20 protein-coding genes and 1 pseudogene are annotated in these 20,767 nt (G+C 36.7%); 5 read left to right on the top strand and 16 right to left on the bottom strand.

The window, feature by feature from the left end:
• Window positions 1-202: 202 nt before the first annotated feature.
• Window positions 203-871, top strand: coding sequence for a YesL family protein (locus tag CYJ36_RS17465; protein WP_101568546.1), 669 nt, complete (start codon window positions 203-205; stop codon window positions 869-871).
• Window positions 872-960: 89 nt separating this feature from the next.
• Here CYJ36_RS17465 and CYJ36_RS24110 read toward each other — a convergent pair whose 3' ends face one another.
• Window positions 961-1,146 carry a hypothetical protein gene (locus CYJ36_RS24110; protein ID WP_219621119.1) on the bottom strand — a complete coding sequence of 62 codons (186 nt, stop codon included), beginning with the start codon at window positions 1,144-1,146 and terminating at the stop codon, window positions 961-963.
• 197 nt (window positions 1,147-1,343) lie between these two features.
• On the opposite strand from CYJ36_RS24110, the gene CYJ36_RS17460 reads away from it, so the two are divergent.
• Window positions 1,344-1,625 (top strand): hypothetical protein, encoded by a 282-nt coding sequence (locus tag CYJ36_RS17460; RefSeq protein WP_101568545.1) that lies wholly within the window; start codon window positions 1,344-1,346, stop codon window positions 1,623-1,625.
• A 464-nt stretch (window positions 1,626-2,089) separates the two neighbouring features.
• Here CYJ36_RS17460 and rhaD read toward each other — a convergent pair whose 3' ends face one another.
• The 14 genes and pseudogenes from rhaD to CYJ36_RS17395 all read right to left on the bottom strand — a co-directional run bounded on the left by rhaD (window position 2,090) and on the right by CYJ36_RS17395 (window position 16,725).
• Window positions 2,090-2,923: a rhamnulose-1-phosphate aldolase gene (gene rhaD / locus CYJ36_RS17455; protein ID WP_101568748.1), complete on the bottom strand. Its 834-nt coding sequence runs from the start codon at window positions 2,921-2,923 to the stop codon at window positions 2,090-2,092.
• A 52-nt stretch (window positions 2,924-2,975) separates the two neighbouring features.
• Window positions 2,976-4,244, bottom strand: coding sequence for an L-rhamnose isomerase (gene rhaA, locus CYJ36_RS17450; RefSeq protein ID WP_101568544.1), 1,269 nt, complete (start codon window positions 4,242-4,244; stop codon window positions 2,976-2,978).
• Window positions 4,241-5,680, bottom strand: a complete 1,440-nt coding sequence (rhaB, locus tag CYJ36_RS17445) for a rhamnulokinase (protein ID WP_101568543.1) — start codon at window positions 5,678-5,680, stop codon at window positions 4,241-4,243. Before rhaB ends, rhaA begins: the two co-directional genes overlap by 4 nt.
• Window positions 5,681-5,824: 144 nt before the next feature.
• Window positions 5,825-6,862: an autoinducer 2 ABC transporter substrate-binding protein gene (locus CYJ36_RS17440; protein WP_101568542.1), complete on the bottom strand. Its 1,038-nt coding sequence runs from the start codon at window positions 6,860-6,862 to the stop codon at window positions 5,825-5,827.
• Between the two features lie 60 nt (window positions 6,863-6,922).
• Complete coding sequence (locus CYJ36_RS17435; protein WP_101568541.1) at window positions 6,923-7,891, bottom strand: ABC transporter permease; 969 nt, start codon at window positions 7,889-7,891, stop codon at window positions 6,923-6,925.
• A gap of 16 nt (window positions 7,892-7,907) precedes the next feature.
• A complete protein-coding gene (locus CYJ36_RS17430; RefSeq protein WP_101568540.1) occupies window positions 7,908-8,891 on the bottom strand; it encodes an ABC transporter permease in 984 nt (327 codons plus the stop codon).
• Window positions 8,888-10,447, bottom strand: a complete 1,560-nt coding sequence (locus CYJ36_RS17425) for a sugar ABC transporter ATP-binding protein (protein ID WP_101568539.1) — start codon at window positions 10,445-10,447, stop codon at window positions 8,888-8,890. Before CYJ36_RS17425 ends, CYJ36_RS17430 begins: the two co-directional genes overlap by 4 nt.
• 22 nt (window positions 10,448-10,469) lie before the next feature.
• The gene (rbsK, locus tag CYJ36_RS17420) at window positions 10,470-11,432 is read right to left on the bottom strand and encodes a ribokinase (RefSeq protein WP_101568538.1); all 963 of its coding nucleotides are present in this window, start codon (window positions 11,430-11,432) and stop codon (window positions 10,470-10,472) included.
• Window positions 11,433-11,458: 26 nt separating this feature from the next.
• Window positions 11,459-12,136, bottom strand: coding sequence for a ribulose-phosphate 3-epimerase (gene rpe / locus CYJ36_RS17415; protein ID WP_101568537.1), 678 nt, complete (start codon window positions 12,134-12,136; stop codon window positions 11,459-11,461).
• Between the two features lie 14 nt (window positions 12,137-12,150).
• Complete coding sequence (locus tag CYJ36_RS17410) at window positions 12,151-13,824, bottom strand: ribulokinase (RefSeq protein WP_101568536.1); 1,674 nt, start codon at window positions 13,822-13,824, stop codon at window positions 12,151-12,153.
• Window positions 13,825-14,054: 230 nt separating this feature from the next.
• Window positions 14,055-14,846, bottom strand: coding sequence for a DeoR/GlpR family DNA-binding transcription regulator (locus CYJ36_RS17405; protein ID WP_101568535.1), 792 nt, complete (start codon window positions 14,844-14,846; stop codon window positions 14,055-14,057).
• Window positions 14,847-15,273: 427 nt separating this feature from the next.
• A pseudogene (locus tag CYJ36_RS24910) lies at window positions 15,274-15,357 on the bottom strand (hypothetical protein); the annotation flags it as partial.
• A gap of 126 nt (window positions 15,358-15,483) precedes the next feature.
• Window positions 15,484-16,191, bottom strand: a complete 708-nt coding sequence (locus CYJ36_RS17400) for a M48 family metallopeptidase (protein ID WP_101568534.1) — start codon at window positions 16,189-16,191, stop codon at window positions 15,484-15,486.
• A gap of 21 nt (window positions 16,192-16,212) precedes the next feature.
• Complete coding sequence (locus CYJ36_RS17395; RefSeq protein ID WP_101568533.1) at window positions 16,213-16,725, bottom strand: DUF1456 family protein; 513 nt, start codon at window positions 16,723-16,725, stop codon at window positions 16,213-16,215.
• 326 nt (window positions 16,726-17,051) lie between these two features.
• Between CYJ36_RS17395 and cidR the strand changes: the two genes are divergently transcribed.
• The 3 genes from cidR to CYJ36_RS17380 all read left to right on the top strand — a co-directional run bounded on the left by cidR (window position 17,052) and on the right by CYJ36_RS17380 (window position 19,091).
• The gene (cidR, locus tag CYJ36_RS17390) at window positions 17,052-17,948 is read left to right on the top strand and encodes a cidABC operon transcriptional activator CidR (protein WP_101568532.1); all 897 of its coding nucleotides are present in this window, start codon (window positions 17,052-17,054) and stop codon (window positions 17,946-17,948) included.
• Between the two features lie 237 nt (window positions 17,949-18,185).
• Window positions 18,186-18,704, top strand: coding sequence for an acyl-CoA thioesterase (locus CYJ36_RS17385; protein ID WP_101568531.1), 519 nt, complete (start codon window positions 18,186-18,188; stop codon window positions 18,702-18,704).
• Between the two features lie 15 nt (window positions 18,705-18,719).
• On the top strand, window positions 18,720-19,091 hold the full coding sequence (locus tag CYJ36_RS17380; RefSeq protein WP_101568530.1) for a hypothetical protein: 372 nt from the start codon (window positions 18,720-18,722) through the stop codon (window positions 19,089-19,091).
• A gap of 83 nt (window positions 19,092-19,174) precedes the next feature.
• Here the strand turns inward: CYJ36_RS17380 and CYJ36_RS17375 are convergent, their stop codons facing one another.
• Window positions 19,175-20,683, bottom strand: a complete 1,509-nt coding sequence (locus CYJ36_RS17375) for an acetyl-CoA hydrolase/transferase family protein (protein ID WP_101568529.1) — start codon at window positions 20,681-20,683, stop codon at window positions 19,175-19,177.
• Between the last annotated feature and the right edge of the window lie 84 nt (window positions 20,684-20,767).

Genomic DNA, 20,767 nt, shown 5'->3' with positions numbered 1-20,767 from the left:
TTTTATATCTAAACCTAGAATACAGCCTAAATTTTGTCTGCGCAACGATTTTTTAACAAAAAAGAAGAAATATTTTTAATAAACTGATAATTAAATAGTTTAAACTACGAAAATTCTGTATTCGCCGTCCAAAGTTCAAAATGAATATGCTATGATAAGAGAAAAACGATAAAAACGTTTTCAATTAATCAGGGGGAAATCAATGAAAACCGGAGGATTGTTGCAGCAGCTCTACACCGTAACCGAATGGATCACCAAAATCTTCATAGCTAACATCGTCTGGCTTTTCTTCAACCTGCCGATCGTTTACCTAACCTTCAATCTATTTGCAATCAAAGACCCGGCTGGCTTCATTGTCAACGGACTGACCATTGGATTCTTTGCTCCGTTCATCCTATTCCCGGCCACAAGCGCCCTCTTCGGCATTGTGCGCAAATGGGTGACCACGGACCTCCAAGTTCCGCTGATCCGGTCCTACTGGCGCTTCTACAAAGAAAACTACATCCGAAGCATGATAGGCGGCATGCTCAGCGTCCCGCTCTGGATCATCCTGGTTATCGACTACTTTTACTTTGCCAAAGCCAACTCGCCTCTATATTATCTGTTTCTGGCAGTAGGCATGTTCATGTTTGTCTTTACTCTTCACTTCTTTTCGAACACTGTGCATTATCATCTGAAACTGTTCCAATCGCTTAAGAACGCAATGCTGCTGTCGATTGGGAAGCCGTTGCATACAGTTGGGATTACGGTGGGGATTGGGATCATGTTTTACATAAGTACAAGCATCTTTCCTCTTCTGATCCTGCTTGGATTGGGAAGTTTCGGGGCTTTGGTGGCGTTTTTTGTTTTTTATAAAGCTGTTGAAAGTTAATAAAATCCTGCTTTCTATTTGAAGGCAGGATTTTTAATCTAGTAAAAATCCCCTTTGCTTACTTTGGCCACTGCTTTACAAAACTTCGTTCACTTGAGTGGAAAATGATTGCTTCCCCTTTTGATTTCACAATGGTTGCTATACTCAATCCGCACAGTCCAGTGAGTTCCGTCCATCGCAAACTGAATGTATTCCTCTGCCCAGTTGACAAAGTCGCACTTATACAGCTCTTTTAGAAACCAATCTACTTCAGATTCTTTTAGTTTATAAATCAAGTGGTTCGATTCAAAACACTCAATGGAATGATCATTCTCTACCTGGCTTTTTCCAAATCGATCTTCACCTGAAAATAAGGGCCCTGATATCCCCCAACATCAGCATGAATGATTTTTATATCGGAATAAGGCATTTTCCCCCGGTATATTACCAATCATTTGGTCGCTTTATAAAAAACATTTAGGGAGGCAGCCATATGCTAGATCCTGCTTTTCTTGCAGACCTTCCAAATGTTATTGGGTCCAAATCATGGGGAAACCAAATTCCCCGTATGGTAACGTGGGCAAAGTTCCTTGATAAAAGGAGCAACCAGCAATTCTACGTAGTAAATACTCATTTTGATCACCAATCACCTGTAGCCAGAGAAAAGAGCGCAGCATTAATCTTAGAAAAAACAAAAGAGTTCAATCCTGATTTACCTGTCATCTTAACAGGTGATTTCAATGCTGGTCCAACTGTCTTCCACATCATACCCTGACAAAAGAAGGAGAGTTCAGTGATCTTTGGGATACAGCTCAAACTCGCGTGAACGAAGATCTTTGAACGTTTAATGGTTTTAATGATCCTACTGGGCAGGGACCTGAGAGACGTATTGATTGGATCCTTGAAAAAGGAAACATCTTAGCTAAAACAATTGAAATTATTAACTACCAAAAGAATGGACAATTCCCAAGCGATCTTTATCCTGTTATGACGGATTTAACTATGTACTATAAATAAACAAAAAGACTAAAAGAAAAACGATCAGGGCTGATCGTTTTTCTTGTTTATTATCGATTTTTAAATAACTCATCTTAACCCTTTAAGAATTCGTCCAACTCTTCCTCAGACTTAAATGAACTTCCATAATGAATATACGTCTTCCCATCATTCTTCCTTCTGGGAAACTGCTCAGCGCAGTATTAGGTACATACCCATCGCTCCTGCAATTATTAAGGAATATTATAACTCCAATATTCCTTCCCTTGGGGTTACACCAAATGATAGAGCTAAATCATATAATTCTTGATCAGTTATACCTTGTTTTATTCCGCCCTGATGGGAGTTAGTTAGCATGTAAATTTGAGCAGCTTTTTCGGCAGTTTCAATTAACCCAAATGCATCATCTATTGAAGTACCAACTCCAAAGATACCATGGTGTGGCCAAATGACTAATTGATGGCTTTCCATTTTTTCAGCCGTTTTCCGGCCTATTAAATCTGTACCAGGAATCATCCAAGGAAGCAGTCCTACACCATCTGGGAATACAATGATGCATTCTGTACACATTTTCCACAAGGTTTTTGTAAAGCTTTTCTCATCTAATTCATGAGTAAATGTCATAGCAATTACATTGGTAGCATGATTATGCATAACTACTCTATGATTCTCATCTTGCTGCAATCGAACAATATGAGTCATAAAATGAGACGGTAACTCGCTTGTTGGCCTGCCTTTATCTGTAAAACCCCAAAGTACTTCTACATAGTTACCTGATTCTGATACTCGAATAATCCCTAGAGAATCTTCTGGATTCTTTTTAACATTTTTAAAATATTTCCCAGATCCAGTAACGAGGAAATACATATTTGCCAATTCTTTTACAGGAAAATCAAGTTCAATTGTTCGAACAACTTGCTCAAGATCAAGATATGGGCTTACTTCATCTTTCATTAGTAAGTAACTAACATTCCCTCCATTTCGTTCATCCCACCCATTTTTCCACATATTAAGGGTAGCTTCCATCATTTCTTGAATAAAAGATGCCTCTAGTATGTTACTCTTTACCTTGCTCATGTTTGCCTCCATAATTATAGCTCCTATTCCAGTAGACTCTTAAGTCTAAGGTTTATTTACTTACTGCAAATCGATTTGCTAAGACTTCTCGTTCATAATCCATTACTTCAGATAACCATGCTTCTTTAACTGGAACTCCCATTGTTTCACAATAGTAATCCCAAATTGCACCAAACGGATATGTTTTGAATTCTTCTAAAAGTGCTAATCTCTCTGTATAATTACCTTTTTCTTGCAATTGTTTAAAATAATTATGTGGCATTAGTAATCCATACAACAAAGCTTTTATCATATTTCGTGTACCGATCACCCAAGCTGCAATTCTATTGATACTGGCATCAAAGAAATCAAGTCCAATCAGTACCTTATCTAGGGCATTGTTACGTACAATTTCAATTGCAATTTCCCGCACTTCTTCATCTAATATAACAACGTGATCGCTATCCCAACGAACCGGCCTAGAGACATGTAAGGCAATCTTTTCACTGAAAAGCAGCATTGAAGAAATTTTATTTGATACTGTTTCAGTCGGATGAAAATGTCCTGTGTCGAGCAAACATAACTTATTGTTTTTTAGTGCATATCCAAGATAAAATTCAAAAGATCCTACTACAAAAGATTCTGAACCGATTCCAAATAATTTACTCTCTATAGCATCCACATTGTAGGATTCATTAACTTCCACTTCAAAAATCTTATCAAGAGATTCCTTTAATCTTTCCCTCGGCGTGAAGCGATCGCTAGGGATATCTTTAAAACCGTCCGGTATCCATATATTGGTCAAACATGGTGATCCAAGCTCTCTTCCGAAATATTCTCCTATCTTACGGCTGGCGATACAATGGTTAATCCAAAATTCCCTTGTTTCCTTTTCAGGATGGGATAGAGTAAGGCCATCCGCAGACTTTGGATGAGAAAATAAGGTTGGGTTAAAGTCTAATCCCAATTTATTCTTTTTAGCCCACCTCATCCATTTCTCAAAATGGAGTGGTTTTAATTGATCTCTTTCTATCACCTCGCCATCTGTCTCTGCATAAATGGCATGAAGATTCACACGATGATTACCAGGAATAAGGGATAGAGCTTTTTCTAAATCCTGTCTTAGTTCCAAGGGTGTATTCGCTTTTCCTGGATAGTTTCCTGTAACATCAATTCCACCTGTTAGCTCACCTTTATCTTCTTCAAATCCGGTAATATCATCTCCTTGCCAACAGTGGATAGATATAGGTATCTTTTTTAACTGTCCTAAAACACTATCTACTGAAATTCCCCATTTTTCGTACTCTCTCTTAGCCAACTCGTAACTTTCTAAAACTGTCACTTCTTGTCACCTCTATAAAGATTATTTACTGGAGTTTCTCTGGGCAGATAGGTTTTCACTTCAAAAGAATTTTTGATAATGGTTTTTGCTATAAATAAATCCTCAATTTCTCCAAGAGCAATCATCTGAGTGACAATATTACCGATTGCTGTTGCTTCTACTGGACCTGCATACACTTTTTTCTTCGTTTTGTTAGCAATCATTTGATTCAAAACCTCATTTTGACAACCGCCGCCAATAACATTTATCTTATTAAACTTTCTCTCAAAAATTTCTTCTATTTCTTCAATTGCTTTCTGATAACTAACAACCAGACTATCGAATATACATTTTGCTACTTCTCCAGGTGACTTCGGCACCTGTTGGGAGGTTTCTCGGCAATAATTCATTATTTCTTCAATCATATTTTCCGGATTTAAAAATCTATCATCATTCACATCAACTATGGAATTGAAATCTTCTATCTCCCCCGATAACTTCATTAGCTCTGCAAACGAATATTGTTTCCCATAGAGTCTCCTGGCTTCTTGAATCATCCATAGACCCATAATATTTTTTAGGAAACGGTAACGGCAATCTATCCCGCCTTCATTTGTAAAATTTGATTCTAACGCTTTGGGTGTACAGGTAGGAGAGTGATGTTCCACCCCAATCAACGACCATGTTCCAGAACTTATATAAATGCTCTCTTCCCATTCCTGGGTAGCAATTACAGCAGATCCAGTATCATGCGTTGCAGGAAGTATCACTTTCATATTAAATCCCAGTTCTGCTACAAGCTCCTCTTTTAATTGCCCTAGTATTGTTTTCGGATGATAAACTTCTTGAAATATTTTAACGGGCAGGTCTAATTCTTCTAATATTTTCCTATCCCATTTGCCGGTATAAGTATTAACTAGTTGGGTCGTTGTGGCATTGGTGTATTCATTCGCTTTTACACTGGTAAGTAAATAGTGTAAGTAATCAGGAATCATAAGAAAGGTGTGAGCTTTTTCTAATACTTCAGGTTTATTCTGTTTTATTGAATAGAGCTGATAGATTGTATTAAACTTTAGAAACTGGATCCCAGTTGTTTTATAAAGATCTTTCTTAGAAATTCTCTTAGCTACTTGCTCAATCATTCCTTCGGTTCGTGGATCCCGGTAAGAAACTACATCTGTTAAAGGCGTATCTTCTTTATCCAACAAAACAAAGTCAATAGCCCAAGTATCAATTCCCATACTTTCCGGCTTAATCCCCCGCTTCCCGCATTTTATAAGGCCTTTTTTTATTTCATTAAAAATTTCATCTACATTCCAGCAAAACTGATTGTTTTTTTGTACAATCCTGTTTTCAAATCGATGAATTTCTTCTAGTAGTATTTTGTCTTTTTGCTTGTGTCCCAAAATCATTCGCCCACTTGATGCTCCTACGTCTACTGCTAAACAATATTTCACCTGTGTCTCACCTTCTTCATTGAAAGTGTCATTTTTAACTTATTATAGATTTCAGTCAGTAATAATATATTTAGTTTATTCGCCCACCGTAGATGAGAGGTTTTAAGAAACCCCTCTCAACGTGAGAAGGGTTTTAAAACTTTATTAGTAGTCGTAATCTCCTGCATTTTCTGCAGTAAAGTCTGTTGGTGGCCCAAGGATGACTGTTTTTCCATCTTCCCAAACTTCAATATTCCCAACATTCGATACTTCTTGTCCATCTTCAGGTTTTTTGCCTTCTGCAAGATCTTTTGCAAGCGCAACTGTTAAGTAACCTAACTTATCTGGCTCCCATAGAATAGCTAAATCTAAAGATCCATCTTCAAGAAATGGTTTAGAATCTTTTGGTAGAGCAGTTCCAACTACCGAAATTTTATCTTGTAAGCCTTTTTCTTGTACAGCTTGTGCTGCACCAATTGGAGCAATGGTTGAAAACGCCATAATACCCTTTAAGTTTGGATATGATTTTACCAAGTCAAGGGTTTTTTGATAGGCTACAGGTTGTTTTTCGTCCGTTGCGATTTTATCTGTTACTAATTTAATTCCAGGATAGTTCTCTTCAAGTTCTTTCTTAGCTGCTTCAATCCATGTGTTTAAGTTGGCAGCTGAAAGACCGCCTGTAAGAATCGCAATTTCTCCATCTTCCGTTCCCATTTGTTCAATCAGTGATTTAGCAATGTGACGACCATACGCTTCGTCATCAATTTGATGAACAGATAATTCAACCACTGATTGATCTGCAGGAGTGTCCCAGTCCATAACTTTAATCCCTTGCTCTTTCGCCTTATTTAACACTGGAGTCAATGAAGATGGATCGTTTGGTGCAACAGCAATAACATCTACATTTTGGCTAATTAAGTCCTCTATCACTTTCACTTGCTGTGCTGCATCTGGTTCAGTAGGACCTGTATATATAACTTCAACTCCTAAATCTTCTCCCGCTTTAATTGCCCCTGTTTCAGACGCGTTAAAATAAGGAATCCCAACCAGTTTGGGTACTACAGCAATTTTTAGTTTGTCGCCATCTTCTTTCTTTTCACTGGCTTGCGAATCTCCTCCGCTGGAAGAATTAGTAGACACACAACCTGCTAGTAAACCCATCATTAACGCTAATGAAACCATTGTCACTAGAAACTTCTTCATAGTAACTCCCCCTCATATTTTCGTTTATTGATAATCTGATTTTATAACCAGAATATATCCTCAAGCAGCTGTAACTTCGTGAAGCTTTTTCTGCTTCTTCTCATCTAATTTAGCTTTTGCAAAATTGATAAGAAGAACTAGAATTAAAATTGCTCCCATAATAACCCCAACAATAGAACGAGGAACTCCTAAAAGATTTAATCCACTAGATAAAACTTGAAAAATAATAACTGCATAGACGGTTCCAATTACTTTTCCATAGCCACCTTGAATATCAGTTCCTCCAAGTACAGCAGCAGCAATACTTTGAAGAAGGTATGAAGATCCAAGGTCTACTTTTGCCATGTTATATCTGGAGGTCATAATAATTGCAGCAATTGTAGCTAACAAAGCTGAGTACAGATAAACTCCCATCAGCACCCTATTATTATTAATTCCCGAGAATAGGGTTGCTACCGGATTGCTTCCTACCATGTAAACACTCCTGCCCCATTTGGACTTATTAAGAAGAACAGCTGTAACTATAATGAATAAAATAAAGATAATCATCGACAGAGGAACTAGTCCTAAATAGTATCCGTTTCCTATTAAGCCATATATCTCGCTAAATCCTGAGATGGAATTGCCTTTTGTAATACTCAAAATGATTCCTTCGAATAAAACCATCGTTCCCAAGGTTACTAGAATAGGTGATACTCCAATCTTAGAAACTATAAAACCGTTAATAAATCCACAAATCAAGCCTACTGCTATTCCCACGAAAATGGATAATAGCATTGGATATCCATTACTTTGCATTAATGCTATAGCCACACCTGATAATGCCGCTGTGTAAGTAATAGACAGGTTGATCCCGCCTGTGATAATTACTACCATCATCCCTAATGCAATTAACCCAAATTCTGGAATTTGAAACATCATATTGTTTATATTTTGCTGACTTAAAAATCCTGGTGCGATGAAACTCATGACAGTGATTAAACCTAAAGCAATAAGTCCTAATATACTTTCTTTAGAAAGCCCTTTCATTTTATTCACCCCTTCCCTATGCTTCTACTTCAATTTTTGCTACTTTATTTTTTGCTCGTTTATATTGAATATGATCATAAGAAACTGCGATTAAAATAATGATACCAACAAAGACTTTTTGCCAAAAAATATCAATTCTTGCTAATATCAAACCATTCTGCAAGATCCCCAATAATAAGACACCTAAAAAGGTTCCGACAATCGAACCACGACCACCCATGATATTGGCGCCACCCAATACAACAGCCGCAATAACCTGAAGTTCAAAACCTAATAATCCATTTGGATCTACTGCTTTTGTATAAGAAATTTGGGCAATGGCTGCGAGGCCAGCTAACAGTCCCATATAACCGTAGACAAAAATCTGTACTTTATCAAAATTGATTCCTGCTCTAATAGAAGATTCTTTATTACCACCTATAGCTAAAACTTCTCGGCCAATAACCGTATATTTTAAAATAAACCAAGTTCCAACAGCAATAACAGCAAAAAGTATAATTAGAATCGATATGCCAAAGACTTCAAAATTAGAAAAATCAATAAATATTTTTGGGAAACTGGAACTATTTATATATTGACCATTAGTCACATACAGGACGATACCGTTGATCATGCTCATTGTTCCCAACGTTACAACAATTGCTGGAATTTGGATTTTTGAAACAAGAATTCCGTTCAAGGCGCCCAATAGTATTCCGATTAAAGGTGCCACTGTAAATAAAAGTAATATAGCTAGTGTGTTATCCGGAAATATGACCAAAAGTCTCCCGGTAATAACACAGACAGCAGTTGTGACAGCCGCTACAGATACATCAATACCCCCTGTAATAATGACTAAAGTCATCCCAACTGCTAAAATTCCTAAGACAACGTTTCCCTTTAAGACATCCAATATGTTGTCGAACGTTAAAAACACCGGACTGACAAAAGCGAGGGTGATACAGAGAAGGACTAGTATAGCGACAATACTAATCTCTTTTGATTTAAGAATTGAATTCACATCTGCACCCCCCTTTCTTCAAACGTATTCTTTATAGTCTTATTTCCTTCAGATTTCTTGCTTCCTAGCATTGCATAATTCATGATGTTTTCTTGTGTAGCCTCAGCAATATCTAGTTCACCGGCAATCCTGCCATGCCGCATTACCAGAATTCGATCACTCACCGCTAATACTTCTGGCAGTTCTGAAGAAATCACAATAACTCCCATACCTTCAGAAGCTAGCTTACGTAGCAGCTTATGAATCTCGGTTTTAGCTCCTATATCTATCCCATTTGTTGGTTCATCAATTATTAACAATTTGGGATTGATTGAAAGCCATTTACCTATCACAACCTTTTGTTGATTTCCCCCAGATAACTGACCAGTATTCATTTGAGGAAGCGCCGGTCTTACATCTAATGCTTTTATATAATGATCTGCTAAGGCTGCTTCTTTCCTACGGTTAATAAGACCAAATGCATTTCTTAATGTTTTTAATACTGGAAGAGAGATATTATTAATGATGGATTGTTCCAATATAAGCCCTTGGGTTTTTCTGCTCTCGGGTATATAAGCGATTCCTTTTTTCACTGCATCTTCAGAAGAGGTAATGGCTATTTTCTTTCCATTAATTTTGATATTTCCAGTAAATGGACGATTAATACCAAAGATTGATTGAGCAAGTTCGGTTCTACCTGAACCAACTAATCCAGTAATCCCTAATACCTCTCCTTTTTTCAATTCAAATGTAATATCTTTAAAGTTTCCTTCCTTCGATAATCCTTCCACTTCAAATATCGAATCACCGGCTATAATTTTCCCTTCATTTTTCTTATATTGAACTTGGCGACCCACCATCAAAGTAATTAGTTTATCTTCATCTATTTCGCTAGTTTCATATGTCCCTACATACTTTCCATCACGTAATACAGTAAACCGATCAGAAACTGTAAATAACTCTTTTAGTTTATGGCTAACAAAAATGATGGCGATTCCTTTTTGTTTAAGGTTATTAATGACTTTATAAAGCTTCTCTACTTCTCCAGCTGAAAGGGAAGAAGTAGGTTCATCCATTACAATTAACTTTGCATCAAATGCTAGCGCTCTAGCTATTTCTATTAATTGCTGTTGAGCTATACTTAATTTTTCTACTGGAGTGTGTAAATCAATTTGAACATCAAGTTCTTTTAATGCTTTCTCAGCAACCAGTTCGATTTTTTTCCAATCAATTTTCTTAAAACTTTTGCTGGTACTTTCTCTACCAATATAGATGTTTTCTGCTACTGAGAGATTCGGAAATAGACTTAAATCTTGATAGATAATAGAAATTCCTTTTGATGTTGCATCAATGGGTTTTTTGATTCCTGCCTCTTTCCCTTCAAAATAAAACTCTGCACCAGGATCCGGAAAATGAATTCCCGCTAGCACTTTAATAAGAGTTGATTTTCCAGCTCCATTCTCACCTATTAGCGCATGTACTTCTCCTGGTTTCACATAAAGCTTTACATCTTCGAGAGCTTTAACTCCAGGAAAGGTTTTACTTATTTTGTTCATTTCTAATAAGTATTTAGGCATGTTTCTCCTCCTCTCTAACTCTTTACTTTTGGGGTGTTTTTAGTTCTTCAAGCTTGAAATAGCTAATCTTTCTCTCGGTGCAAAAATCATTTATTTCTTTAAGGGTAGGTATCCCCATCTGAGCTCCTACTTTAGTTACTTTTAAAGCTCCTACTATAGAAGCGAATTTAACCGCAGATACAAGATCCTGTCCTTCTGATAAAGCGCAGGCTATGGCTCCAGCAAAGGAATCCCCAGCACCCACCGTATCTACAGATTTGACAGGTATAGCTGGAATGTAGTCTGCCTGTCCATTTTGATAGACTAAAGAACCTCTTTCCGCCATTTTAATAATTGAATTTTTTACATCCATAAGTTCAAAATACTTTGCGGCTTTATAGGCGGTATCAACGCATGTTACATCAATACCGGTTAATTGTTTTGTCTCCTGACGATTAGGGACAATTAAGTCTGCGTATTCTAGTGCCCTAACCGTAATTCCTTCAGCAGGGGCAGGATCAAGTATGACGTACATTCCTTTTTTTCTTGCTAGGATCATCGATTCAATAATGACCTCTTCTGGGATTTCCATTTGAACTAAAAGAATTTTGCTGTCATTTATATTTAAAAATGCTTCTTTAATATCTTTTACTTTTAGATGATCATTTGCTCCTTTAAAAACCAGCATTGTGTTTTCGGCTGTGTTATCCACAGTTATGATGGCACAACCAGTTGAGCTTTCTTTTACTCTCTTAACGAAAGATGTATCTACTTTATCATTCTGTAAAGAGTTCATAATGAGGTCTCCATATAAATCTTCACCAACGCTTCCAATCATTTGTACAGATTTACCCAAGCGAGCGCAAGCTGTCGCTTGATTGGCTCCTTTTCCTCCTGGTAAAAGTTCCATTTCCTTTCCAAAGAGAGTTTCTCCCCTTTGTGGATATCGATTAGTAAGGGCAGTAATATCTATATTAATGCTCCCAACAACAGTTATATCGCTCATTAATCCAACCTCACTTTCACTTCATATCAAATTTGGATCTTTTGCCTATCAATGAAGTTTCGAATAGTTTTTATACTTTCTTGGAATGGAACCTCATTTTTAAACAAACAAGAAGTTCCTAAAACTAACATATTGGCCCCGTTATTGATTACTTCCGGTATTGTGTGATATCCAATATTCCCATCCACTTGAATATCGATAGTGTAATCGCTATTTTCAATTAAGGAATGCAAGTTCTTCAATTTTTGATTCATTAGCGGTACAAATTTCTGTCCAGCAAAGCCTGGATTAACCGTCATAAGAGTTATATAATCTGTAACATCAAGTACATATTCTAATGTTGCAAGAGACGTAGATGGATTTAAAGCTACTCCTGCTTTTAATCCTCGATCACGAATAGATTGAAGACACCGCTGTAAGTGCTTTGTAGATTCAACATGAACAGAAATCATATTTGCCCCTGCATCTATAAATAATGAAACATGATCTTCTGGATTTTGTATCATAAGGTGGACATCAAAAGGTTTATCTGTATACTCTCGTAGTTTACGAATTAAATCAGGCCCCATTGTAAAATTCGGAACAAAGCTCCCATCCATTACATCTAGGTGAAAGAAATCAACGCCTGCTTCATCTAACCTTAAAACTTCTTCCTTAAGATTTCCCATATCTGCACACATGAGTGAAGGTCCAAGCAACGCCATAAACATCTTCCTTCCTACAAATATTTACATTCTCTCTGTATATTTAATACTGATTTCATTACATCTGAATTTTCACCGAAAAATTTATATAGTGTTTCATAATTCGAATATAACTTTTTATATTTTTCTATATTTTCAGAAATAGGAGTATATACTTTACTATCAAAATGAATCATATATTTAATTGCTTCTTCTATGGACTTATAACCACCTTTATCCTCTCCAGCTGCAACAGCTGCAAGCACCGCCGCTCCCATTCCACTTGCATGTGGAAGAGTAACAACATGTACTTCCTTGTTGGTAATATCAGCAAGCATTTGCATTAACAATTTATTTTTTTCAGCTAACCCACCAACTGCATAAAGCTTGTTAATTCTGATACCGCTTTCATAAAAAGTTTTAATGATTTTATTCGTTCCGAATGCTAATGACTCCATCAAAGCTCTAAATATGTCCTCGGGTTTAGTTTGTAAAGTCAGCCCAAGAATTGTCCCAGTAAGATTCGGATCTTTTAAAACTGAGCGATTACCATTCCACCAATCAAGAGCTAATATTCCGCTCTCTCCAATTTTTAGCTTTTCAGCTTTTTCTTCTATCAATTGGTAAATCGAAATTTCACGTAATTCTGCCTCATCAATATATGTTTTAGGAACGCAATTCTTAATGAACCATGCAAAAGTATCGCCACCAGCACTTTGTCCTGCTTCATATGCGTAAAGCCCTGGAATTATTCCATCTGCTACAACACCACTTATCCCAGGTACAAAAACTTCTTTCTCATCCATACACAGATGGCAAATAGAAGTGCCCATAGCCATAACCATCGTTTCAGGTTCACTTATGCCTGCTCCTATAACAGCAGCATGTGCATCGATAATCCCTACTGAAATAGCTACTTTTTCAGTTAAATTTAAATATTCTGACATTTTAGTCGTTAAAAATCCTGCAGTAGTCCCCACTGAATAAATATCTTGTGATAACTTTTCCTCTACAACATTTTCCATCCTAGAGTCCAATGTTTTTAAAAAGCCTTTACTCGGGTAACCAGTATTCTTACTCCATGCTCCCTTATAACCAGCCATACAGGAGCTTCTTTTCTCTTCACCGGTGAGTTGCCATACAATCCAATCACCTGCTTCGATAAATTTATCAGCGGCTGAAAAAATTTCCGGGGCTTCATTCAGAATTTGTAAAATTTTAGGAAACATCCACTCTTCTGAGATTTCTCCCCCATATCGCTTTATAAAAGATTCATTTTTTTTGAAGGCGGTTTCATTTATTAATATAGCCTCCCTATCAGACGAATGGTGCTTCCAAAGTTTCACCCAACTATGTGGATTATTTTTGTATGTATCGTCAAAACAAAGAGGTATACCACTTTCTTTTACTGGTAAAATAGTGCTTGCGGTAAAATCTATGGCTAATCCCACAATATCTTCCCGGTTAACCTTACAATCTCCCATACAACTTCTTATAGACTCTTTTAAACTATGTAAATAATCTCTTGGGTGCTGCAATGCCCATTTTAAAGGCAGCGAGATGTTTGAATCCGGCAAGTTTTCAGTGATAACGCCATTTGGATAATAACTAACTGAAGATGCTACTATTTCACCGTTATGCGTATCTACCAATAAGGCTCGAGCTGACTCAGTTCCAAAATCAACTCCAATAACAAACTTTTTTTCCATTTCTTTCATCTCCTTGATTGATTTTAATTATAATCACATCTATTTTTGTTTGCAACAATTAATTCTGTTTTTAATAAAAAATCAAAGATATTATCTTTGTTTAATTGTTTTAATTTAAATTGTATGCGTTTTTATATTTTGGAAATCCATATATAAACAACATAGAAAAAACACTGGATATTTTCCACCAGTGTCTAAGAGAATACAATTTAATTATATGGACTATTAATTCAGTCCGCCACAATTGTGTTAATTCCAGTATTTCGAATCGTTCTTAGGTCGTTGACCGCCATCTTATCATCTGTAATTAAATAGTCAATTTTATTGAGATTAGTTAATCTTACTAATGACTTTTGACCATATTTACTATAATCCGATAATAAATAGAGTTTATCTGAAATAGAAAGAAACTTCTTTTTAATTTGTGCTTGTTGTTCATTTACTTCACTTATTCCTCTCTCTACATCAAAACCAGTACACGAGAAAAAATATTTATCAACATGGTAATCTTCAATAACTTTTTCTGAAGATGTCCCAACAAAGGACATTGAATCTTCTAATAGATATCCACCGACTGTAATTACAGTTAAACTCGGATTCTTAGCTAATTCTAGTGTCACACTCATAGAATTGGTGATCACCGTAATCTCTTTATCAACAAGATATTTTGTCATTTGTAATGCTGTGGTACTCGCATCTAGAGAAATAATATCTCCATCTTCAACAAAAGTGGCAGCTTTATAGGCAATAGCTTGTTTCTCTTCAATATTGACTCCTTGCCTTTTTAAAACAGGAACTTCGTTCTCATTTTTTTTAAAAGAAATTGCTCCTCCATGAATTCTTGTTAAAAACCCTTCTTTTTCTAACCTTTCAAAATCTCGCCGAATAGTTTCTTCTGTAACATTAAATCTCTTGCTCATATCTGAAACACGAATCGTTCCAGCTTCTTCGACAAGTTTAATCAAACTTACTTGTCTCTCATTTCCGACCCATGGTAGTTCCTGCTGATTATTTATAAACATTCGTAATACCTCTTTTCATTTCCAGTAAGTAAAAACCACATAATATATGTTATTTTTATAATATCCCACAAATAATATTTGATTTCAACAAAAAATGTTGTTTATTAGTTTGTTTTCTATAATTCCTCTTCAATTATTGAAAGCGCTTTACGCACTCTTAATAATAAATTTTACCCTTTTTTCAGCAAATTCTCAACTTATAGTATCCATTAAACTATATGCCTGCAATGATTTTTATCTTAAGGTTAAAAATAAAAAGCAGAACCTAAATTAGTTTCTGCTTTTTATGATCTGTCCATTTATTTTTATGCTTTAACAACCTATACATACTACTAAGCCTAATATTTATTTTAAAAAATTATACTAAATAACAAAGAACGTTCGCTTTATTGCAGTAGTTCCATGGGGACTTCCATGCAAGTTGTCAATGAATTGTGACGTTATCCAGGTTCAGCTTGCCGATTCTTGTAAGCACTTCTTTTACATGCTTTTCTTTAAAGTCGAGCTGGCCATGTTAGCTTAAGAGAAAGTGCCTGAACCCAGCACATTAAAGTATTAATGTAATGGGGTCAGGCAAAAATGTTGGAAGGTTCTGCTGCGTCAAAAAAGTAGAAGAACCACCCCCTTGCTTTTCATCCTAAACAGTCATTTTCCAACTAGATACAGCCAACCATTTTTCCTGTTCCTTATACCGTGGCATAATCTTCCCCACCAGACGCCAGAAGGATCGGTCGTGATTCAGATGGACCATATGGCACATTTCGTGAACGACTACGTATTCGATCACCTTCAGGGGTGCCATGGCCAGTTTCCAATTAAATGTTAACTGCTGTTTAGCATTACAGGTTCCCCAGGTAGTTTTACTATCAGAAATACGTATAGAACGTGGTTTTACTTTGAAGTTTCCTTGATAGGACTGGATGCTCTTCTCAACGATGGTTTTACATTGCTGATAATAAAATCGTTTCAGCGCCTGTTTGATTTTCTCATCATCAAGCTGCTTAACATAGATACGCAGCTTTTCTCCATCAAACATGACATGATCCTGCTGGATGTTTTCATCTTGAGAGATCTGTATGGGATATGCGTTTCCTAAATAAAGAAAGGTCTCGCCATATTCATAGACTTTCTCCTTTGGTCCATGCAATTTGTCCTTTATTTCACTCAATTTTTCCTGAATCAGATCCCATTTTTCCTCAATTACCTGAAGCACACGTTCATCTGATGTTCCTTTCGGAGCCAGGACTTCTATATTCCCATACTGGTCCATCGAGAGGCCGATGGATGTCCGCTTTTTGTACGTAATCTCAAAACGAATGGTCTCCCCTGAGTAGGTATGTATCATTTCATCACCTGCAGTACTCTCTTATTCTCCTCTATATGTTAAAGCTAGCCCTTTTAAGAAATTTCTGGCGAATTTATCGCCGCACTCTTTATAATTCTTATGGCCCTCTTTTCTTAATAAAGCACCTAATTCTCCTTTTGTTATATGGATACCGGCCTTTTGGAAGATATCCAGCATCTCCTCACTTGTTAAAGCCAGGGCTATTTTCACTTTCTTCAAAAGAAGGTTGTTCACATTCGCGCTTCTCCCCAAAGTCAGTTCCGGTGTTTCAGGCTGCCCCGGCTTTGGCTCCTGTTTTCCTCTTTTAAACGTAATGAAGCCATTTAAAAATGACTCGAACATCACGTTATCACATTTCATATTCTCTTCATCCTCAGCTATCTCATCATCGTAATCGTCTTTTGATTTTGTGAGGATCTTCAGCACGTCTTCCTTATTCACTTCAATGCCGCCAAGTTTAAATATCTCGATCATTTCTGTATTTTTTAGATCCAGTGCATATCTTAATCGAATTAAAATATCGTTATTATCCATTAATAAACCTCCTATAACATTGCCTTTTAACGCGGCAGCTTCATCAAAACCTGTCATCACTACATTTTAAACCACAACTAGGTGTATTGCTACTTCCCTTTCCACTTTCACTTGATTAAGCTTTTTTCCAATGTTCCAAGTGATCTGCTCACTGCTTCTTTTTTTATTAATAAAAAAGGATATAATATATCTAAGGATCGCAATGTTTTATTAGCCTCTGTTATTTAAAATCAAGGTAAAAACATACTAAAATATTCTTGATGAATGATTTCGATCTCTATCAGAATAATATTCCCTAAAAAATTCCCGCAAGCAGGTGTACGATATTGGATATCAAACATTTACAATATTTTATTGAGGTGTCGAATTATAATAGTTTTTCCCGTGCAGCAAACCATTTATTTATTACCCAGCCAACGATTAGTAAAATGATTAAAAATCTTGAGACGGAGCTGGGAGTTGAACTTTTTGATCGCTCCCGCAAGAAATTAGCCTTAACCGATGCAGGACAGGTCATTTTGGAGCAAGCAAAATTAATTGACAAAGCCTTTAATAATTTAGAAACGGAATTGGACAACCTGACAGGGCTAAAAAAAGGGCATATTCGGATTGGGCTGCCGCCAATATTTAATGCTCATTTTTTTCTGAAAATCGTTGGCAGCTTTCACGAAAAATATCCTGGGATTACCTTTCAATTAGTAGAAGACGGTTCAAAGAAAATAGAAGAAGATGTGGGCAACAATCTTCTTGATGTTGGAATCATTGTTCTTCCGACTAAGGACGAAATCTTCGATCATTTCGCTTTTATGGAAGAAGACCTAAAGCTCATCCTTCACCCCTCACACCCATTAGCAGAAAGAGAAGAAGTCGATTTAGCTGAATTGGCTAATGAATCTTTTATTTTGTTTAATAAGGACTTTGTCTTAAACGATCGAATTATTCATTCTTGTAACAGTGTAGGCTTTAATCCGCACATCATATCTGAAAGTGCACATAGGTCTTTTATTGAAGAAATGGTTGCTTTTAAACTTGGAATTTCCCTTTTACCGGAGAGTATTTGCGATAATCTAAAAACAGATGTAAAGGCGGTTAAAGTAGTAAACCCGTCAATCAGCTGGAACTTAGCAATTATTTGGGGCAAAAATCAATACTTCTCCTATGCTGCAAAAGAATGGCTGCAGTTTACAAAAGAACAGTTCACTAAGGGATTTAAAGATGAATAATTTACTCATATTTTCAGAAGACGGTTCATTAATTGAACCGTCTTTTTTTCTGAAATCACTTATTTATAAACGACATAATTGAAAGCATTTACATAGATAAAAGCTATGCTTCAGATAAAATATAACCATTTTACTTACATTCGAACCCGGCGTAGACTTGTCTATGTAAGAAAAACCCTTTAATCACGTGGATATAGTAATTACTACCTAGAATCCATTCTGAAAGGAAGCAACTTTATGAAAGCAATAAAAGCGAAAGAAAGCCGCATTATTAATACAGCCCAAGTATTATCATGCGATTTAAATAACTATAATACACTGTTTGGCGGAGTTTTGATGAAAAAGCTCGATGACGCAGCAACTTTATCAGCCCGCAGACATTCTCGAGTAAAAGAATGCGTAACTGCATCTACGGATCATATCGATTTCTTATGCCCTATTCATCAAACGGACTCAGTTTGTGTTGAATCGTTTGTAACATATACAGGAAAAAGCTCTATGGAGATTTTTTGTAAAGTAATTGCCGAAGATATGATGAATGGCGAGCGCCGCATTGCTGCTACAGCATTTCTGACGTTTGTAGCATTAGATGAAAATAAACGCCCTGTTGAAGTTCCAAGCATCATTCCAGAAACAGAGGAAGAAAAATTCCTCTACAAAACAGGGAAAGAAAGAGCAGAAGTGCGTAAATTAAGAAGAGAGAAAAGTAAAGAATTAGCTGAGTATATTTCATTGGATAAACCATGGGACAAATAAGAGGAGGAAGTATGAATGATAACTTTATCGAGTATTAATGAATTAAATGATACTAAAGTAGCCCTTGAAAAGTTAAAAAAAGACTATCCTGACCTTTTTCAAAAACTGTTGGATATGGTTTTTCTTACACGTGCATTTCAATTTAAATACCATTACCTGGGATGTTTACTAATGAATGAAGATCCTGGTGCAAATACCCCGAAATTTGCGAACGGCTCGGTTCTAAAAGTGTATAAAAGAGAATTGCAAAAATTAAAAGATGACCTTGATTTCCCTGTTTTGAAACAGACTTTTTCTGAATACAAAAGTACCGGTTATTCAAAAATTAGTCAATTAGTCCTTGGCACGACACCGGAATCATTGGTTGGCGCTTCTATTATTAAGTAGTATGACTAAAAAAAAGAAAAAGCAGGAATCATTTACATGGTTTTCCTGCTTTTTCTTTTTTTATTATTTATATTAGTAATAGTTTACACAAAGGCAGCTTCGAGCATCGTTCCATTCTTCGCAAAATTCGTATGCCAAGAAAAAGCTTTTTCCAAAACATGAGGAGTTTGTCCGCTTCTAGTAAGAGCTTCCCCGTAATATTCGCGCAGTTGATCCCGATACATTGGATGAGCACATCGTTCGATAATAAGTTCCGCCCGCTGCCTTGGTGCCAGACCGCGCAAATCTGCATATCCTTGTTCTGTAACAATGACATCTACATCATGTTCTGTGTGATCTACATGAGAAACAAAAGGAACAATGCTTGATATCTTTCCGTCTCTAGCGATTGATTTTGTAACAAAAATTGAGAGGCGGGCATTCCTTGCAAAATCACCGGATCCCCCAATTCCGTTCATCATTTTCGTGCCTTGTACATGCGTGGAATTTACGTTGCCATAGATGTCTAATTCGAGTGCTGTGTTAATGGAAATCAATCCAAGCCGGCGGATGATTTCAGGATGATTTGAAATTTCCTGCGGCCTCATAATCAAGCGATTGCGATATTTTTCAAAATTCGAGAAAACTTCTTTCATTTTCGAATCTGAAAGAGTAATCGAACAGCATGATGCAAATCGAACCTTTCCGGCATCCATTAAATCAAAAACCGCATCCTGCAATACTTCAGAATATACCTCTAATTCCTCAAACTCCGAAGCCAACATGCCATGAAGAACGGCATTTGCAACAGAGCCGATTCCTGACTGCAGCGGAGCAAGACGTTCTGTCAGCCGGCCATCTTCTACTTCTTTACGCAGGAAACCGATTAAATGCTCTGCCATAATGACCGTTTCTTGATCTGGAGCTGCAATAGTTGACGGTGAATCCAGCTGATTCGTAAACACAATTCCTTTTACCTTTTCAACATCAATTGGTATTCCTGCCGTACCGATTCGGTCATCCGTTTTTATAAGGGGAATTGGATTCCTATCCCCTTGTTTCCCTGGTGCATATAAATCATGCAAACCTTCTAACTCTAAGGGCTGGGCTAGATTGATCTCAATGATAATAGACTTTGCATGCTTGGCAAAGGTTAACGAGTTGCCGATCGAAGTTGTCGGGATCATCATACCATCTTCCGTGATTGCAACCGCTTCCAAAATTGCGATATCGATAGGGTCTAAAACATTGGCTCTCACTAATTCAGAAGTGTGGGACAAATGGTGATCAACGAATAATAAATCCCCTTGGTTTATCGCCTTTCTCATAGTAGGATCTGCTTGGAAAGGGAGCCTCTTCAAAACGATACCGGCTTCAGTAAACAATTTATCAATATCAGAACCTAAAGATGCTCCTGTATACACATTTACTTTGAATGTTTCTTGCTTGGCACGTTCGACCAGAGCATATGGTACCGCTTTTACGTCACCTGCACGTGTAAAACCGCTTAAACCCAAGGTCATGCCATCTTGAATCCAAGATGCTGCTTTCTCAGGTGTAACGACCCGGTTACGCAGACGAGGGTCCCTTATCCTTTCAAAGTTGATCTCCATAAACTCATCCCTTTCTTAATCATATTGAGTTTATTGTACCTTTTATAGGTGATAGGAAAGGAGCTTTCGGAGTGAATTACAGAA

It is taken from the genome of Bacillus sp. UMB0893, assembly GCF_002858905.1.
GTDB lineage: Bacteria > Bacillota > Bacilli > Bacillales > Bacillaceae > Bacillus_P.
This window is presented reverse-complemented; position numbering and strand designations above follow the sequence as displayed.

What these genes read in the sequence shown, in the direction of transcription:
- CYJ36_RS17465 (WP_101568546.1), top strand. Translation starts at nt 203, where the DNA reads ATGAAAACCGGAGGATTGTTGCAGCAGCTCTACACCGTAACCGAATGG.
- CYJ36_RS17460 (WP_101568545.1), top strand. Translation starts at nt 1,344, where the DNA reads ATGCTAGATCCTGCTTTTCTTGCAGACCTTCCAAATGTTATTGGGTCC.
- rhaD (WP_101568748.1), bottom strand. Translation starts at nt 2,923, where the DNA reads ATGAGCAAGGTAAAGAGTAACATACTAGAGGCATCTTTTATTCAAGAA.
- CYJ36_RS17440 (WP_101568542.1), bottom strand. Translation starts at nt 6,862, where the DNA reads ATGAAGAAGTTTCTAGTGACAATGGTTTCATTAGCGTTAATGATGGGT.
- CYJ36_RS17435 (WP_101568541.1), bottom strand. Translation starts at nt 7,891, where the DNA reads ATGAAAGGGCTTTCTAAAGAAAGTATATTAGGACTTATTGCTTTAGGT.
- CYJ36_RS17425 (WP_101568539.1), bottom strand. Translation starts at nt 10,447, where the DNA reads ATGCCTAAATACTTATTAGAAATGAACAAAATAAGTAAAACCTTTCCT.
- rbsK (WP_101568538.1), bottom strand. Translation starts at nt 11,432, where the DNA reads ATGAGCGATATAACTGTTGTTGGGAGCATTAATATAGATATTACTGCC.
- rpe (WP_101568537.1), bottom strand. Translation starts at nt 12,136, where the DNA reads ATGGCGTTGCTTGGACCTTCACTCATGTGTGCAGATATGGGAAATCTT.
- CYJ36_RS17410 (WP_101568536.1), bottom strand. Translation starts at nt 13,824, where the DNA reads ATGGAAAAAAAGTTTGTTATTGGAGTTGATTTTGGAACTGAGTCAGCT.
- CYJ36_RS17405 (WP_101568535.1), bottom strand. Translation starts at nt 14,846, where the DNA reads ATGTTTATAAATAATCAGCAGGAACTACCATGGGTCGGAAATGAGAGA.
- CYJ36_RS17400 (WP_101568534.1), bottom strand. Translation starts at nt 16,191, where the DNA reads ATGATACATACCTACTCAGGGGAGACCATTCGTTTTGAGATTACGTAC.
- CYJ36_RS17395 (WP_101568533.1), bottom strand. Translation starts at nt 16,725, where the DNA reads ATGGATAATAACGATATTTTAATTCGATTAAGATATGCACTGGATCTA.
- CYJ36_RS17385 (WP_101568531.1), top strand. Translation starts at nt 18,186, where the DNA reads ATGAAAGCAATAAAAGCGAAAGAAAGCCGCATTATTAATACAGCCCAA.
- CYJ36_RS17380 (WP_101568530.1), top strand. Translation starts at nt 18,720, where the DNA reads ATGATAACTTTATCGAGTATTAATGAATTAAATGATACTAAAGTAGCC.
- CYJ36_RS17375 (WP_101568529.1), bottom strand. Translation starts at nt 20,683, where the DNA reads ATGGAGATCAACTTTGAAAGGATAAGGGACCCTCGTCTGCGTAACCGG.